General features: G+C 75.4%; 15 protein-coding genes. 14 read left to right on the plus strand and 1 reads right to left on the minus strand.

Annotation, left to right across the window (positions count from 1 at the left end; genetic code table 11):
- The first annotated feature begins 1 nt into the window (after position 1).
- From pgsA to ACI780_RS13465, 14 genes are all read left to right on the plus strand, one after another.
- Positions 2–628 carry a phosphatidylinositol phosphate synthase gene (pgsA, locus tag ACI780_RS13400; protein WP_456871442.1) on the plus strand — a complete coding sequence of 209 codons (627 nt, stop codon included), beginning with the start codon at positions 2–4 and terminating at the stop codon, positions 626–628.
- Positions 625–1,584, plus strand: a complete 960-nt coding sequence (locus ACI780_RS13405; RefSeq protein WP_457003427.1) for a phosphatidylinositol mannoside acyltransferase — start codon at positions 625–627, stop codon at positions 1,582–1,584. The genes pgsA and ACI780_RS13405 overlap by 4 nt, the downstream gene beginning before the upstream one ends.
- Positions 1,584–2,783, plus strand: a complete 1,200-nt coding sequence (locus ACI780_RS13410; protein WP_456871444.1) for a glycosyltransferase family 4 protein — start codon at positions 1,584–1,586, stop codon at positions 2,781–2,783. Before ACI780_RS13405 ends, ACI780_RS13410 begins: the two co-directional genes overlap by 1 nt.
- 11 nt (positions 2,784–2,794) lie before the next feature.
- Complete coding sequence (locus ACI780_RS13415) at positions 2,795–3,334, plus strand: hypothetical protein (protein WP_456871445.1); 540 nt, start codon at positions 2,795–2,797, stop codon at positions 3,332–3,334.
- 23 nt (positions 3,335–3,357) lie between these two features.
- Complete coding sequence (locus tag ACI780_RS13420; RefSeq protein WP_456871446.1) at positions 3,358–4,473, plus strand: heparan-alpha-glucosaminide N-acetyltransferase domain-containing protein; 1,116 nt, start codon at positions 3,358–3,360, stop codon at positions 4,471–4,473.
- Positions 4,474–4,560: 87 nt separating this feature from the next.
- Complete coding sequence (locus tag ACI780_RS13425; RefSeq protein ID WP_456871447.1) at positions 4,561–5,313, plus strand: YebC/PmpR family DNA-binding transcriptional regulator; 753 nt, start codon at positions 4,561–4,563, stop codon at positions 5,311–5,313.
- Positions 5,314–5,393: 80 nt separating this feature from the next.
- A complete protein-coding gene (gene ruvC, locus ACI780_RS13430) occupies positions 5,394–5,960 on the plus strand; it encodes a crossover junction endodeoxyribonuclease RuvC (RefSeq protein WP_089404894.1) in 567 nt (188 codons plus the stop codon).
- Positions 5,957–6,598 carry a Holliday junction branch migration protein RuvA gene (gene ruvA, locus ACI780_RS13435; RefSeq protein WP_456871449.1) on the plus strand — a complete coding sequence of 214 codons (642 nt, stop codon included), beginning with the start codon at positions 5,957–5,959 and terminating at the stop codon, positions 6,596–6,598. The genes ruvC and ruvA overlap by 4 nt, the downstream gene beginning before the upstream one ends.
- 79 nt (positions 6,599–6,677) lie before the next feature.
- Complete coding sequence (ruvB, locus tag ACI780_RS13440; RefSeq protein ID WP_457003431.1) at positions 6,678–7,802, plus strand: Holliday junction branch migration DNA helicase RuvB; 1,125 nt, start codon at positions 6,678–6,680, stop codon at positions 7,800–7,802.
- 173 nt (positions 7,803–7,975) lie between these two features.
- Positions 7,976–8,362 (plus strand): preprotein translocase subunit YajC, encoded by a 387-nt coding sequence (locus ACI780_RS13445; RefSeq protein WP_456871451.1) that lies wholly within the window; start codon positions 7,976–7,978, stop codon positions 8,360–8,362.
- Positions 8,363–8,373: 11 nt separating this feature from the next.
- Positions 8,374–10,056: a protein translocase subunit SecD gene (gene secD / locus ACI780_RS13450; RefSeq protein WP_457003433.1), complete on the plus strand. Its 1,683-nt coding sequence runs from the start codon at positions 8,374–8,376 to the stop codon at positions 10,054–10,056.
- Positions 10,053–11,456 carry a protein translocase subunit SecF gene (secF, locus tag ACI780_RS13455; RefSeq protein ID WP_457003435.1) on the plus strand — a complete coding sequence of 468 codons (1,404 nt, stop codon included), beginning with the start codon at positions 10,053–10,055 and terminating at the stop codon, positions 11,454–11,456. Before secD ends, secF begins: the two co-directional genes overlap by 4 nt.
- Complete coding sequence (locus ACI780_RS13460; RefSeq protein WP_456871454.1) at positions 11,453–12,040, plus strand: adenine phosphoribosyltransferase; 588 nt, start codon at positions 11,453–11,455, stop codon at positions 12,038–12,040. Before secF ends, ACI780_RS13460 begins: the two co-directional genes overlap by 4 nt.
- An 88-nt stretch (positions 12,041–12,128) precedes the next feature.
- Positions 12,129–14,618 carry a RelA/SpoT family protein gene (locus ACI780_RS13465; protein ID WP_457003438.1) on the plus strand — a complete coding sequence of 830 codons (2,490 nt, stop codon included), beginning with the start codon at positions 12,129–12,131 and terminating at the stop codon, positions 14,616–14,618.
- A gap of 115 nt (positions 14,619–14,733) precedes the next feature.
- On the opposite strand, the gene ACI780_RS13470 is transcribed toward ACI780_RS13465, so the two are convergent.
- Complete coding sequence (locus ACI780_RS13470; RefSeq protein WP_457003440.1) at positions 14,734–15,591, minus strand: SDR family oxidoreductase; 858 nt, start codon at positions 15,589–15,591, stop codon at positions 14,734–14,736.
- Positions 15,592–15,945 lie beyond the last annotated feature (354 nt).

Consider the following 15,945-nt stretch of genomic DNA (forward strand, 5'->3'; position numbering starts at 1 on the left):
CGTGCTCGGCCAGGGGGCGCGTGCGGCGGTCGGCCGGTTCTGGGCGCCGGTGGTGGCCCGGCTGGCCCGCGCGGGGGTGACCCCCGACGCGGTCACCGTCACCGGGACGCTGGGCGCGATCGCCGCCGCGGTGCTGCTCATCGCGCACGGCGTGCTGTTCTGGGGCGCGTTCACCGTCACGCTGTTCGTGCTGCTCGACATGCTCGACGGCGCCCTCGCCCGCGCCCGCGGCGGCGGGTCGGCGTTCGGCGCGGTGCTGGACTCCACCTGCGACCGCGCCGTCGACGCCGCCGTCTTCGGGGCGCTGGTCTGGTGGTTCACCGGCGCCGGTGACGACCGGCTGCTGGCGCTGCTGGCCCTCGTCGGCCTGGTCCTCGGGGTGCTGACCAGCTACATCAAGGCGCGCGCCGAGGGCGTGGGCATCCCCTGCGACGTCGGGCTGGTCGAGCGCACCGAGCGGCTGATCCTGGCGCTCACCGGCACCGGCCTGACCGGGCTCGGCATCCCGTACGCCGTCGACGTCGGGCTGTGGCTGCTGGTCGCCGGCGGCGCGATCACGGTCGGGCAGCGGGTGGTCGCCGTCCACCGGGGTGCGCGCGGGCGGCCCCTGCCGGCGCCGGCCCCGTGAGCGGCCGCCGTGGCTCCGCCGTCTCGCAGGTCGCGTCGCGGGTCGGCGCCCGGGCCACCGACCTCGGCTACGCGGCCGGCTGGCGCGCGGTGCAGTGGCTGCCCGAGCCGGTGGCCCGCGGCGCCTTCGACGCCGGCGCCCGCGTCGCCGCCCGGCGCAGGGGCCGGGGCACCCGGCAGCTGCGGGCCAACCTGCGGGTCGCCACCGGCGGCAAGCTCGACGAGGAGGCGCTCGACGAGCTCACCGTCCGGGCGCTGCGCTCCTACGCGCGCTACTGGCAGGAGGCCTTCCGCCTGCCGCGCCTGGATCCCGCCCGCGTGCTGCGCGACACCGTCATGGAGGGGCAGGAGCACCTCGAGCGGGCGCGGGCGCAGGGCCGGCCGGTGGTCCTCGCGCTGCCGCACAGCGGCAACTGGGACGCCGCCGGCGTGTGGTTCGTCGACTGGCTCGGCGGGCCGTTCATGACCGTCGCCGAGCGGCTGCGCCCCGAGTCGCTCTACGAGCGCTTCCTCGCCTACCGCGAGACCCTCGGCTTCCGCGTGGTGCCGCTCACCGGCGGGCCCCGGCCCAGCTCCGACGTGCTCCGCGAGTGGCTCGCCGGCGGCCGGTCGGTGTGCCTGCTCGTCGACCGCGACCTCGGCCCCGGCGGCGTGCCGGTGGAGTTCTTCGGCCGGCCCACCACCATGCCCGGCGGCCCCGCGCTGCTGGCCGCGCGCACCGGGGCCGCCCTGCACCCGGTCGTCTCCCGGTTCAGCGGGCGCGGCTGGGTGCACGCGGTGTGCCCGGAGGTCCCCCTCGACGGCGGCGCGCGGCTGCGCGGCCGGGTGGCGACGGCGATGCAGGGCGTGGCCGACGCCTTCACCGGCGCGATCGCCCGGCAGCCCGAGGACTGGCACGTGCTGGGGCGCATCTGGGCCGACGTGCCGCCGGACCCGCCGGCGCCGGAGCGCGGCTGATGCGCATCGGCCTGGTCTGCCCCTACCAGTGGGACGTGCCCGGCGGGGTGCAGTACCACGTGCGCGACCTCGCCGAGACGCTGCTCGGGCTCGGGCACACCGTCGGCGTGCTCACGCCCGCCGAGCGCGAGGAGTCGCTGACCGACCCCTGGCTCACCTTCGCCGGGCGCACCGTGCCCATCCCCTACAACGGCTCGATGGCCAGCGTGCAGTTCGGGCCGGTGTCGGCGTCCCGGGTGCGCCGGTGGCTGCGCGACGGGCGCTTCGACGTCGTCCACGTGCACGACCCCGCGCCGCCGTCGATCGGCCTGCTGGTCTGCATGATCGCCAAGGGGCCGATCGTGGCCACCTTCCACGCCGCCACCGTCCGGTCGAAGTGGCTGGCCGCCTGGGGGCCGGTGGTGCGACCGTGGCTGGAGCGGATCAGCGGCCGGATCGCCGTCTCCGACTTCGCCCGCCGGCTGCAGGTCGAGCACCTCGGCGGCGACGCGGTGATCATCCCCAACGGCGTGCACGTGGCCGCCTTCGCCGAGGGGCCGCCCCTGCCCGGCACCGCCCGCGGCGTCGACGGCCCCACCATCGGCTTCCTCGGCCGCTACGACGAGCCGCGCAAGGGCCTGCCGGTGCTGCTCGAGGCGATGCGCGCCGTCGTCCGCGAGCACCCCGGCGCGCGGCTGCTCATCGCCGGCCGCGGCGACCCCGACGCCCTGCGCGACGCGGTGGGGGAGGACCTGCGCCCGTCGGTGGCGCTGCTCGGCGAGCTGTCGGAGGCCGACAAGGGCGCGTTCCTGCGCTCGGTCGACGTCTACTGCGCGCCCAACCTGCTCGGCGAGAGCTTCGGCGTCGTGCTCATCGAGGCGATGGCCGCCGGCGCACCGATCGTGGCCAGCGACCTCGACGCGTTCGCGCGGGTCCTCGAGGACGGCGCGGCCGGCGTGCTGGTCCGCCGCGGGGACGTCGCCGCGCTGGCCCGGGCGCTGTCGGACCTGCTCGCCGACCCGGCCCGCCGTGCGGCGCTGTCGGCGGCCGGGCGGGAGGCGGCGGCCGGCTACGACTGGCAGGCGGTGGCCCGCCGGGTGCTCGCCGTCTACGAGACCGTGGCGCTGCCCGGCGCCGGCGGGGTGACCGCCGCCGACGACGACGAGCTCGCCGCGGCCGACGGGGTGTTCCCGTCCCTGCGCAGGCGCGTCCGCCGCTAGCGTGGGCCAGCATGACGCCCGACGCCTGGCTGCTCCTCGCCGTCGGCGTCGTCGCGCTCCTGCTGGCCTGGACGGCCTGGACGCTCACCCGGCTGCGGCGCCTGGAGACCCGGGTGGCGCGCGCGTGGACGGTCCTCGACGGTCGGCTGCGGCAGCGCGCGGCGCTCGCCGCCGACCTGGCCTCCGACCACTCCGCCGCGCTGGGTGAGGACCGCGCCACCCGCCTGAAGGCGGCCGCGCACGACGCCCACGACCCGCTGGCGGGCGACCGCGAGCTGGCCGAGAACGCCCTCGGCCGCGAGCTGCGCGCTCTGCCCCGCGAGGTCCCCGGCATCCCGACGGCGTGCCTGGCCGCGGTCGCCGAGGCCGACGCCCGCATGGCCCTGGCCCGCCGGTTCTACAACGACGCCGTCCGCGACACCCACCTGCTGCGGCTGCGCCGGCTGCCCCGGCTGCTGCGGCTGCACGCCGACCGCCCGCTGCCGCGCTTCTTCGACGTCGAGGACGGCCTCGACGCCGTCCCGGCCGCCGCCGGCACGCCGCGCGGCTGAGCGCGCGGCGAGGCGTCGACCCGGTGACGGCACGGCAGGACGAGGTCGGCGGCACCCGCGCGCCCGCCGTCCCCCGGGTGGTGTCCGGGGGGCGGCTGCGCGGCGTCGACCTCGCCCGCGGGATCGCCGTCCTGGGGATGTTCGCCGCGCACCTGGGCGACACCGGGGAGCTCGGCTGGGACCCGGCCACCTGGCGGGCGGTGGTCGACGGCCGCTCGTCGATCCTGTTCGCCACGCTGGCCGGGGTCTCTCTCGCGCTGCTGTCCGGCGGGCGCACCCCGTCGACCGGGGCGGACCTGGCCCGGGCCCGCACGCGCGTCCTCGTCCGCGCCGCGTGGGTGTTCGCCATCGGCGGCGTCCTGGAGCTGCTCGACACGTTCGTCGCGATCATCCTCGGCGTCTACGCGGTACTGTTCGTGCTGGCCCTGCCGTTCCTGCGCTGGTCGCCGGCGCGGCTGCTGTCGGCCGCCGCCGTCGTCGCCGTGGTCGGCCCGCCGCTGGCGCTCGCGGTCGGGCGGTACGCCACCGACCGAGGCGAGGAGGGCAACGCCTTCGCCTTCCTGCTGGTCACCGGCTACTACCCGGCGGCGGTCTGGCTGGCCTTCGTGCTGGTCGGGCTCGCGGTCGGCCGGCTCGACCTGCGCGCCGCCCGGGTGCGGGCCGGCCTGGTCGCCGGCGGGACGGCCGCGGCGGTCCTGGGCTACGCCGGCGGCCTGCTGAGCACCCGGGCGTTCGCGCCCGGACAGCGGCTGGCCGGGATCGAGGACGGCTTCGGCGTCCCGGGGGAGTGGGACCCCGCGTGGCTCAGCGGTGCCCAGCCGCACAGCGCCACGACGTTCGAGGTGGTCGGCTCCGGCGGGGTCGCGGTGGCCGTCGTCGGGCTGTGCCTGGTCCTCGCCGACCTGCTGCCGCGGCTGACCTGGCCGCTGGCGTCGGTGGGCGCGCTGGCGCTGTCGGTCTACACCGCCCAGATCGTGGCCATCGCGGTGCTCGACGTCGGCTACGGCGAGAGCTGGGGGCAGTGGGCGCGCTTCAGCCTGAGCGCCGTGCTGCTGGCATCGGTGTGGCGCTGGCAGCTGGGCCGCGGCCCGCTGGAACGGCTGCTGACCTGGAGCTCGCGGCGGGCGGCCGGACCCTGAGGGCGGACGGGGGCCACGGCCGGCGCCGGTAGGATCGACGGGTGCGCCCGGGTGCCGGTGCCGGGCGCCCGGACGAGGAGGACAGCCGTGAGCGGCCATTCCAAGTGGGCGACCACCAAGCACAAGAAGGCCGCGATCGACGCCAAGCGCGGCAAGCTGTTCGCCAAGCTGATCAAGAACATCGAGGTCGCGGCCCGGACCGGCGGCGGTGACCCCGCGGGCAACCCGACGCTCTACGACGCCATCCAGAAGGCGAAGAAGTCCTCGGTCCCCAACGACAACATCGACCGCGCGGTCAAGCGCGGCTCGGGCGCCGAGGCCGGCGGTGTCGAGTACCAGTCGATCACCTACGAGGGCTATGCGGCCGGCGGCGTCGCGGTCCTCGTCGAGTGCCTCACCGACAACCGCAACCGGTCGGCGTCCGAGGTGCGCACCGCGATGACCCGCAACGGCGGTTCCATGGCCGACCCGGGCTCGGTGTCCTACCTGTTCAGCCGCAAGGGCGTGGTCGTCGTCCCCAAGTCCGACGGCGTCGACGAGGACAGCGTGCTGCTGGCCGTCCTCGACGCCGGCGCCGAGGAGGTCCGCGACCTCGGCGACACCCTCGAGGTGGTCAGCGAGCCCACCGACCTGGTGGCCGTGCGCACCGCCCTGCAGGACGCCGGCATCGACTACGACTCCGCCGAGGCCGGCTTCGTCCCCAGCGTCACCGTCGAGCTCGACGAGGAGGGCGCCGGCAAGGTGTTCCGGCTCATCGACGCCCTCGAGGACTGCGACGACGTGCAGAACGTGTACGCGAACTACGACGTCTCCGACGAGGTGCTCGAGAAGGTGGGCTGAACCGGCCGCGTGTCGCGCCCGCTCGTCGCAGCGGGCGGTTAGCCTCGGTCGAACACCAGTTCGGTGATCGGGAGGCGCAGGTGCGGGTGCTCGGCATCGACCCGGGGCTGACCCGGTGCGGGTGGGGCGTGGTCGACGGCCGCCCCGGCGCCCGCCCGCAGGCCGTCGGGGTGGGCGTGATCCGCAGCTCCGCCGACCTCGACCTGGAGCTGCGGCTGCTGGAGCTGCACACCCAGGTGACCGCGCTGCTGCGCGAGCACCGGCCCGACGTCGTCGCCATCGAGCGGGTCTTCACCCAGAACAACAAGGGCACCGCCACCGGCACCGCCCAGGCGGCCGGGGTCGCGGCGCTGGCCGCGGCGCAGGCCGACCGGCCGGTCGCCTGGCACACGCCCAGCGAGGTCAAGGCGGCCATCTCCGGCAACGGCCGCGCGGACAAGGAGCAGGTCACCCTCATGGTCACCCGGGTGCTGGGCCTCTCGGCCGCCCCCAAGCCGGCCGACGCCGCCGACGCGCTGGCCCTGGCCGTCTGCCACGTGTGGCGCGGCCCGGCGCAGCAGCGGCTGCGCAGCGCCGCCATCGCCGGTGGCATCGGCGCGCCGGTGGTGCAGCGCACGCTGCCGCGCTGGCAGGGGGTGTCGCGGTGATCGCGAGTGTGAACGGCCGGGTGGCCGCGGTGGGGCCCGACGGCGCGGTGGTCGAGGTCGGCGGGGTCGGCCTGGCGGTGCAGTGCACCCCGGGCACCATCGCCCGGCTCGTGGTGGGGGAGCAGGCCCGGCTGGCCACCAGTCTCGTCGTCCGCGAGGACTCCCTCACCCTCTACGGCTTCGCCGACGACGACGAGCGCCAGCTGTTCGAGCTGCTGCAGACCGCCAACGGCGTCGGCCCGCGGCTGGCCCAGGCGGTGCTGGCCATCCACCCGCCGCGGGAGGTGCGCCGCGCGGTGTCGATGGCCGACGTCAAGGCGCTCACCCAGGTGCCGGGCATCGGCAAGAAGGGCGCCGAGCGGCTGATCCTCGAGCTGCGCGACCGGCTGGGCTCCACCACCACCGACACCCAGCTCGACGGCCCGGCGCCGGCCGGCGGGGGCGTCCCGGTCGCCCCGGTGGCGCCGTGGCGCGACCAGCTCACCGCCGCCCTGGTCGGTCTGGGCTGGTCCGGCCGCGAGGCCGACACCGCGGTCACCGCGCTCGCGCCGGTCGCCGACGAGCAGCTCACCGGCACCGGCCGGGTCGACGTCGCGCTGCTGCTGCGCCAGGCGCTGCAGCTGCTGGGCCGATCGTGAGCGGACAGGGGCGTGAGCATCGCAGCGAGCGCCGGCGAGCGAGGAGCGGAGCGTCCCGCGGGAGCGAACAGGAGGCATCGTGAGCGCGCCGTTCGACCGGTCGCTGACCGGCGAGGTGGAGTCGGGCATCGGCCGCGACTTCGGGGTCTCGCCGCAGGCCGGTGACGAGGAGCGGGTGGTCGAGTCGGCGCTGCGGCCGCACTCGCTGCCCGACTTCATCGGCCAGCCCAAGGTCGCCCGCCAGCTCGCGCTCGTCCTCGAGGGCGCCAAGCGCCGCGGCCGGCCGCCGGACCACGTGCTGCTGTCGGGCCCGCCCGGCCTCGGCAAGACCAGCCTCGCGCTGATCATCGGCTCCGAGCTCGGCACCTCGGTGAAGATCACCAGCGGCCCGGCGATCGAGCGCTCCGGCGACCTCGCCGCGATGCTGTCCAACCTCGGCCCCGGCGACGTGCTGTTCATCGACGAGATCCACCGCATCGCCCGGCCGGCCGAGGAACTGCTGTACATGGCGATGGAGGACTTCCGGGTCGACGTCGTCGTCGGCAAGGGGCCCGGCGCCACGGCCATCCCGCTGGAGATCAGCCCGTTCACCCTGGTGGGGGCGACCACGCGGGCCGGCCTGCTCACCGGCCCGCTGCGCGACCGGTTCGGCTTCGTCGGGCAGATGGAGTTCTACGAGCCCGCCGAGCTGCAGCAGGTGCTGGCCCGCAGCGCCGACCTGCTCGGCGTCGAGCTCACCGCCGACGGCTCGGCCGAGATCGCCCGCCGGTCCCGCGGCACGCCGCGCATCGCCAACCGGCTGCTGCGCCGGGTGCGCGACTACGCCGAGGTCGAGGCCGACGGGCGGGTGACCCGCGCGGTCGCCCGGGCCGCGCTCGCGCTCTACGACGTCGACGAGCTCGGCCTCGACCGGCTCGACCGCGAGGTGCTCGACGCGCTGGTCTCCCGGTTCTCCGGCGGGCCCGTGGGCGTGAGCACCCTCGCCGTCGCGGTGGGGGAGGAGCCGCACACCGTCGAGGAGGTGTGCGAGCCGTTCCTGGTGCGCGCCGGGCTGCTGGCCCGCACGCCCCGCGGGCGGGTCGCCACCGAGGCGGCCTGGCGGCACCTCGGCCGCCCGCTGCCGCGTGGCGGGATCCCCCTCGGAGGGAGCACGGGCGCCGCGCGTGACCCGGGTTCGTCGTCGGAACCGCTCTTCGACGCCTAGACTGATCGGCGCTGGCGCGCAAGTCGGCCCCTCGCCGGGCCGTTCGGGTCCCGGCTCCGCGACCCGGTGTCGGCGGGGGCCGGCCCCGTGCGCCTCGACCGACGTACCCGAGCGGTCCCGACCCGGGCCGCACCGACCGCGTGCACCCGACGCGGTAGAGAGGCACCACCGTCGTGGAACTGTTCCCCCTGCTCCTGCTCGTGCTGGCCTTCGTCGCCCTGGTGGTGCTGCCGGCGCGCGCCCGCAAGCGCCAGCAGACCCAGACGCAGTCGGCGCTGGCGATCGGCGTCCCGGTGGTCATGGCCGGGGGTGTCCACGGCACCGTGGCCGGCCTCGGCGACCCGGAGACCGTCCAGGTCGAGATCGCCCCGGGCGTCGTCGTCACCTACGCGCGCCAGGCGGTCCTGCAGGTGCGCCCGCCGGCCGGCGGGATCGCCGGCCCGGTCGCCACCGGGGAGACGGTCGTGGACCCGGCGGTCGACCCGGTGGCCGACCCCACGGTGGACGAGACCGCGCGGGACGACCGGCGCGGTGACGGCTCCACCGGCAAGACCCTCTGACGGGGCGTCCGGTGGCCAACCGCGCCCTGCCCGCGAGCCGGTACTTCGGCGCGTTCATCCTGATCGTCGCCGTCATGTACGGCCTGATCTTCCTCACCGGCACCGACCGCACGCCGCAGCTCGGGCTCGACCTGCGCGGCGGCACGACGGTGACGCTGACCGCCCGCACCCCCGACGGTCAGGCCCCCGCGCCCGAGGACCTCGAGCTCGCCCGCCAGATCATCGAGCAGCGGGTCAACGGCCTCGGCGTGGCCGAGGCCGAGGTGGTCACCGAGGGCGAGTCCAACATCGTCATCTCGGTCCCCGGTGACGACGGCGAGCAGGCGCGCGAGCTGGGCCAGACCGCGCAGCTGCGGTTCCGGCCGGTGATCACCGGCCCGGAGCCGGCGGTCCTCGCCGAGACCACCGACCCCGCGGCGCCCACCGACGGCGCCACCCCGAGCGACGCCGCCACCCCGAGCGACGCCGCCGCGCCGAGCGACGCCGCCGCGCCGACCGACTCCGCCGCGCCCACCGACTCCGCGGCCGCGGAGTCCAGCTCGTCCGACGGCGCCGTCAGCGACCCGGCGCTCGACCCCGACCGGCCGGCCGTGACGCAGGAGGAGGCGGCGGCGGAGTACGCCACGCTGACCTGCTCGCCCGACGACGTGACCAGCGAGGTCGCCCGTCCCGACGACCACGTCGCCGCCTGCAGCGAGGACGGCACGCAGAAGTACCTCCTCGGCCCGACGATCATCGAGGGCACCGAGATCGCCGACGCCTCGGCCGGCACGCAGCCGACCACCGGCGAGTGGGTCGTGCTGCTGGACTTCAACAGCGAGGGCCGGGCCACCTGGGCGGAGTACACCGCCGCCAACGTCGGCACGAACGTCGCGTTCACCCTCGACGGCCGCGTGGTCTCGGCGCCCACCATCCAGGGCGCCATCAACGGGCAGACCACGATCACCGGCTCCTTCGACCAGGAGAGCGCCGAGGAGCTGGCCAACCAGCTGCGCTACGGCGCGCTGCCGCTGACCTTCACCCAGGCCACCGCGCAGTCGATCTCCACCGAGCTGGGTGCCGAGCAGCTGCGGGCCGGCCTGATCGCCGGGGCGATCGGCATCGCCCTGGTGTTCGTCTACGCGCTGCTCTACTACCGGCTGCTGGGCCTGGTGATGATCGCGAGCCTGGTGCTGTCGGCGGTCGTCGTCTACGCCAGCCTGGTGCTGCTGGGCCGCGAGATCGGCTTCACCCTCAGCCTCGCCGGCATCGCCGGGTTCATCGTGGCGATCGGCATCACCGCCGACTCCTTCGTCGTCTACTTCGAACGGCTCAAGGACGAGATCCGGGAGGGCCGCAGCCTGCGCTCGGCGGTGCCGCGGGCCTGGGTGCGCGCCCGCCGCACCATCCTCTCGGCCGACGCCGTCAGCTTCCTCGCCGCGGCGATCCTCTACTGGCTGGCCATCGGCGACGTGAAGGGCTTCGCGTTCACCCTGGGCCTGTCCACGGTGCTCGACCTGGTCGTCGTCTTCCTCTTCACCCACCCGCTGATGGCGGTGCTGGCCCGCTTCCCGGGCTTCGGCCGGAGCCGCTTCTCCGGCCTCGGCCGGGTCGACCGCTCGCGCCGCTCGGCCGCGCCCGTCGTCGCCGCCGACCGCGAGCTGGTCGGCGCCGGCAGCGGTGCCCGCGCGCCCCAGGACAGGAGCCAGGCATGAGCCGCCCGCAGGACCGCGACCCCCGCGGGGACACCACCCGCGACGACGAGGTGCCGGTCGGCACCGAGGCCGACGAGGCCCGCGGTGCCGGTGCCGACGCCGTCGAGGACGCCGCCGCGGCCGCCGACGACGAGGCGCTCGCCGAGGCCGGGCTGCCCGCCGAGGGCGACGGGCGTACCGTCCGCCCGCCGCACCGCGCGTCGCTGGCGCACCGGCTCTACAACGGCGAGGCCGGCCTCGACGTCGTCGGCCACAGCCGGCTGATCTACAAGGTCACCGCCGTCGTCGTGCTGGTCTGCATCGCCTCGATGCTGTTCCGCGGCTTCAACTTCGGCATCGACTTCGCCGGCGGCAACAGCTTCCGGCTGCCCGGCGGCACCGAGCAGCTCGCCGACGTCCGCGAGGCGGCCACCGACGCCGGCGCCGACGTCGCCTCGGCGCAGGTGGTCGGCGGCAACACGGTTCTGCTGCGCACCGGTGGCCTCGACAACGACGGCGAGCGCGCGGTCGTCGACGCGGTCGCCGACGCCGCGGGGATCGCGCCGGACGAGGTCAGCCCCGAGTCGGTGAGCGCCGAGTGGGGCCAGGACATCACCGACCAGGCGCTGCTGGCGCTGGCGGTCTTCCTGGTCGCGGTCATCGCGTTCCTCGCCATCCGGTTCCAGCCGAAGATGGCGGTGGGCGCGATCGTCGCCCTGCTGCACGACCTCGTCGTCACCGCCGGCGTCTACTCGCTGATCGGGTTCGAGGTCACGCCGTCGACGGTCATCGGCCTGCTGACCATCCTCGGGTTCTCCCTCTACGACACCGTCGTCGTCTTCGACAAGGTCGACGAGAACACCCGCGACCTCGAGCGCTCCGCCCGCATGACCTGGGGCGAGGCGGCGAACCTGGCGGTCAACCAGACGCTCATGCGCTCGATCAACACCTCGGTGATCGCGCTGCTGCCGGTCGCCGGCCTGCTGTTCGTCGGCGCGGGGCTGCTCGGCGTCGGGACCCTCAAGGACCTCGCGCTGGTGCTGTTCGTCGGCCTCGCCGCCGGCGCCTACTCGTCGATCTTCCTCGCCACCCCGATCGTCGCCGACCTCAAGGACCGCGAGCCCGGGGTGCAGGCGCTGCGCCGCCGGGTGCTCGCCCGCCGGTCGGCCGCCGCCCGGTCCGGCGGCCGCGCCGCCGCCGGCCCGGTGGCCAGCGCCCGGCGCAACCGCCGGGCCGCGCCGCGGGGCGGGGTGGCGCTCGCCGAGCGTGACGTCGACACGCTCGGTCCCGCGCGGGCCGACGTGGTGGTGGAGTCCCCGGCGTCGGTGGGTCCGGAGGCCCCCCGCCGGCCGCACGGGGCGACGGCGGCCCCGCGCCCGGGTCAGCGCCCGCAGCGCCCGGGCACCAAGAAGCGGCGGTGACCGGTACCGAGCCGCTCGACGAGCTCATCGCCGGGCTGTCCGTCGACGTCCCGGACTTCCCGGCGCCGGGGGTCCTGTTCCGGGACCTGACGCCGGTCTTCGCCGACGGCCCGGCCTTCCGCCGGGTGGTGGAGGGTCTGGCCGCGCCGGCGCTGGAGGACCCGCGGGCGGCCGCGGTGGCGCACGCCGACGACGGTGTCCCGGGCGACCCCGGCTTCGACGTCGTGGTCGGCGTCGAGGCCCGCGGCTTCCTGCTCGCCGCGGCGGTGGCGCTGCGCGCCGGCGTCGGCGTGGTGCCCGTGCGCAAGGCCGGCAAGCTGCCGCGCGAGTGCGTCCGGGCCGACTACGCGCTGGAGTACGGCACCGCCACCGTCGAGATGCACACCGACTCCCTGCGGCGCGGGCAGCGGGTGCTGCTGGTCGACGACGTGCTGGCCACCGGCGGCACGCTCGCGGCGTCGGTCGCGCTGGTCGAGGAGCTCGGCGGCGTCGTCACCGCGGTGTCGGTGGTCGTCGAGCTGACCGCCCTCGGGGGCCGCGAGCGGCTGGTGCCGCACGCCGTGCACGCGCTGTGGACCGCCTAGGGGGGAGGTCCGGCCCTGCGGAGGCCGTTCCGTGACCTCTCCCGGTTAGCATGGGAGAGGTCCTCCCTCGTCTGCCGGCAGGAGTCCCGTGGCCCCCGACGCGCCCGCCACCCGCGTGGCTGGCGCGCGGCCCGACCAGCCCGGCGGCCCGGTACCGCCCGGGCAGGTGGCCCCCGCCGCGCAGGACACCCCGGCCCCGACGGTCCAGGACCCGGAGCAGACCGCCCCCCTGCCGGGCCGGCCGCTGGTCCGCCGCCCCGACGACGTCGGCAGCGAGCCGCCGGAGGAGGGCGGGACCGGGGCCCCGCGACCACGGCGCGTCCGCGACCGGCTGGCCCGCCGGATCGTCGCCGGGCAGCGCAGCGGCGTCGTCCGCCCGGTCCTCGAGCCGCTGGCCGCCCTGCACCGGCAGAGCCACCCCAAGGCCGACCTCGCGCTGCTGCAGCGCGCCTACGACGTCGCCGAGGCCGCGCACGCCAGCCAGAAGCGCAAGAGCGGCGACCCCTACATCACCCACCCGCTGGCCGTGGCCACCGTCCTGGCCGGCCTGGGCATGGACACCACCACGCTGGTGGCCGCGCTGCTGCACGACACGGTCGAGGACACCGGCAAGACGCTCGAGGCGATCAGCGCCGACTTCGGCCCGGAGGTCGCCCACCTCGTCGACGGCGTCACCAAGATCGACAAGGTGAAGCTCGGCGACGCCGCCCAGGCCGAGACGATCCGCAAGATGATCGTCGCGATGGCCCGCGACCCGCGGGTGCTGGTCATCAAGCTCGCCGACCGGCTGCACAACATGCGCACGCTGCGCTTCCTCCCGCCGGAGAAGCAGGAGAAGAAGGCGCGCGAGACGCTGGAGATCCTCGCCCCGCTGGCCCACCGGCTGGGCATGAACACCATCAAGTGGGAGCTCGAGGACCTCGCGTTCGCCACGCTCTACCCCAAGCGCTACGACGAGATCGTCCGGCTGGTGGCCGAGCGGGCCCCCTCGCGCGACACCTACCTCGCCGAGGTCACCACCGCGGTCACCGAGCAGCTCAAGGCGGCCCGGATCGAGGCGGTCGTCACCGGCCGGCCCAAGCACTACTACTCGATCTACCAGAAGATGATCGTCCGCGGCCGGGACTTCACCGACATCTGGGACCTGGTCGGCATCCGGATCCTGGTCGACACCGTCCGCGACTGCTACGCGGCGCTGGGGATCATGCACGCGCACTGGCAGCCGGTGCCCGGGCGGTTCAAGGACTTCGTCGCGATGCCGAAGTTCAACATGTACCAGTCGCTGCACACGACGGTGATCGGCCCGCACGGCAAGCCCGTCGAGCTGCAGATCCGCACGCACGACATGCACCGCACCGCCGAGTACGGCATCGCCGCGCACTGGAAGTACAAGGAGAAGGCCCGCACCGGCGGGCGGCCGGGCCCGGGCGAGTTCGGCGCCAGCAAGGTCGGCACCCCCGACGACATGCTGTGGCTGCGCCAGCTGCTCGACTGGCAGCGCGAGGCCCAGGAGCCCGGCGAGTTCCTCGAGACCCTGCGCTACGACCTCGGGCCGCAGGAGGTCTTCGTCTTCACGCCCAAGGGCGACGTCGTCAGCCTGCCCGGCGGGGCCACGCCGGTCGACTTCGCCTACGCGGTGCACACCGAGGTCGGCCACCGCTGCATCGGCGCCCGGGTCAACGGGGCGCTGGTCAGCCTGGACAGCAAGCTGTCCAACGGCGACGTCGTGGAGATCTTCACCTCCCGCTCGCCCACGGCCGGCCCGTCGAAGGACTGGCTGGGGTTCGTCGGCTCCTCCCGGGCGCGCACCAAGATCCGGCAGTGGTTCACCAAGGAGCGGCGCGACGACGCCGTCGAGGCCGGCAAGGAGGCGCTGACCCGGGCCATGCGCAAGGCCGGGCTGCCGCTGCAGCGGCTGCTCGGCGGGGACGCGCTGGCCACGCTGGCCAAGGACCTGCGCTACGCCGACGTCACATCGCTCTACGCCGCGGTGGGGGAGAGCCAGATCTCGGCGGCGTCGGTCGTCGACAAGCTGATGACCGCCCTGGGCGGCGCCGAGGGCGCGGTCGAGGACATCGCCGAGACCGCGATCCCCACCCGCCGGGCGGTGCACCGGCGCACCGGCAGCGGCGACCCGGGCGTCGTCGTGCACGGGATGAGCGACGTCTGGGCCAAGCTCGCCCGGTGCTGCACCCCGGTGCCCGGCGACGACATCCTGGGCTTCGTCACCCGCGGCGGCGGGGTCAGCGTGCACCGCACCGACTGCACCAACGCCGCCGACCTGCGCCGCAAGAGCGAGCGGCTGGTCGAGGTCGAGTGGGCCAGCCACCCCGGGTCGGTGTTCCTCGTGGCGATCCAGGTCGAGGCGCTCGACCGGCACCGGCTGCTCTCCGACGTCACCAAGGCGCTGGCCGACGAGCGGGTGAACATCCTGTCGGCGTCGGTGCAGACCAGCCGCGACCGGGTGGCGGTCAGCCGGTTCACCTTCGAGCTGGCCGACCCCGCGCACCTCGGAGCGGTGCTGCAGGCGGTGCGCAACGTCGACGGCGTCTTCGACGTCGAGCGCGTCACCGCCTGACGCGGGCAACCCCTCCGCCACGATCAGGTGACCTGATCCCCGGGCGTCCTCCCGCACGGTGGGACGTGCGGGAGGACGCCCGGGGACCAGGTCACCTGATCATCGCGGGACCCGCCTAGAGGATCGGGTTGCCGCCGGTCACCGCGACCCGCGCGCCCGACACGTAGGACGCCTCGTCGCTGGCCAGCAGCACGTACACCGGCGCGAGCTCGGCCGGCTGCGCGGCGCGACCCAGCGGCACCTGCTGGCCGAAGCTGGCCACCTTCTCCTCGGGCATGGTCGCCGGGATCAGCGGCGTCCACACCGGGCCCGGCGCGACGCTGTTGGCCCGGATGCCCTTCTCGGCGTACATCTGCGCGAGGCTGGCGGTGAAGTTGGCGATGGCGGCCTTGGTCATCGCGTAGGGCGCCAGGCTCGGGCTGGGCATGTCGGAGTTCACCGACGACGAGTTGATGATCGACCCGCCCGAGGGCATGTGCGGGACCGCGTCCTTGCAGAGCACGAACATCGCCGTGAGGTTGGTGGCGAGGGTGTGGTCCCACTCCTCGTCGGGGACCTCCTCCAGCGTCTCGTGGGTCATCTGGAAGGCGGCGTTGTTCACCAGGACGTCGACCTTGCCGAACTCCTCGACGGCCTTCGGGACGATCGTCTTCGCGTGCGCCCGGTCGGAGATGTCGCCGGGCACCAGCACGCACCTGCGGCCGGCCTCCTCGACGTACTTCTTCGTGTCCTCGGCGTCCTCGTGCTCGTCCAGGTAGGAGATGAGGACGTCGGCGCCCTCGCGGGCGAAGGCGATGGCGACCGCGCGGCCGATGCCGCTGTCGCCACCGGTGATGACGGCGGCCTTGCCGGTCAGCTTCCCCGACCCGCGGTAGCTCTCCTCGCCGTGGTCGGGCTTGGGGTCCATCTCGCCCAGCGTGCCGGGCGTGCTCTGGGACTGCTCGGGCTGGGACTCGGGGCGGGGTGACGACACGGGTTCTCCTCGGTGCACGGACAGGCGGACGGCGACACGGCGGGTGGTCTCCCCGCGCGGCGTCGCCGTCCGCCTACCCGTGCACCCGGCTGCGGAACCCGACCGGACGTCAGGCGCTGCGGCCCGGCCGCATGGTCTCGGCCGGCGCGCCCAGCGCGGCGGCGTCCCAGCGCATCTCCAGGTGCCGGTGGCCGTGCCGGTCCACCACGGGCACCCACCGGATCAGCGGTCGTTCCTCTACACGCATCGTCGCATCCACCTCCCGTTAACCCATTGTTCACCTTGTCTCCCGAGTTCGGCCACCGCACACGCCGGCTGGACCGGTCGTTGCCGTTCCGTGACCTGCCGGTGCCC

This window comes from Geodermatophilus sp. SYSU D00814 (assembly GCF_054050055.1).

Coding starts and splice junctions, on each gene's coding strand:
- ACI780_RS13410 (WP_456871444.1), top strand. CDS start 1,584: ATGCGCATCGGCCTGGTCTGCCCCTACCAGTGGGACGTGCCCGGCGGG.
- ACI780_RS13415 (WP_456871445.1), top strand. CDS start 2,795: ATGACGCCCGACGCCTGGCTGCTCCTCGCCGTCGGCGTCGTCGCGCTC.
- secF (WP_457003435.1), top strand. CDS start 10,053: ATGAGCCGCCCGCAGGACCGCGACCCCCGCGGGGACACCACCCGCGAC.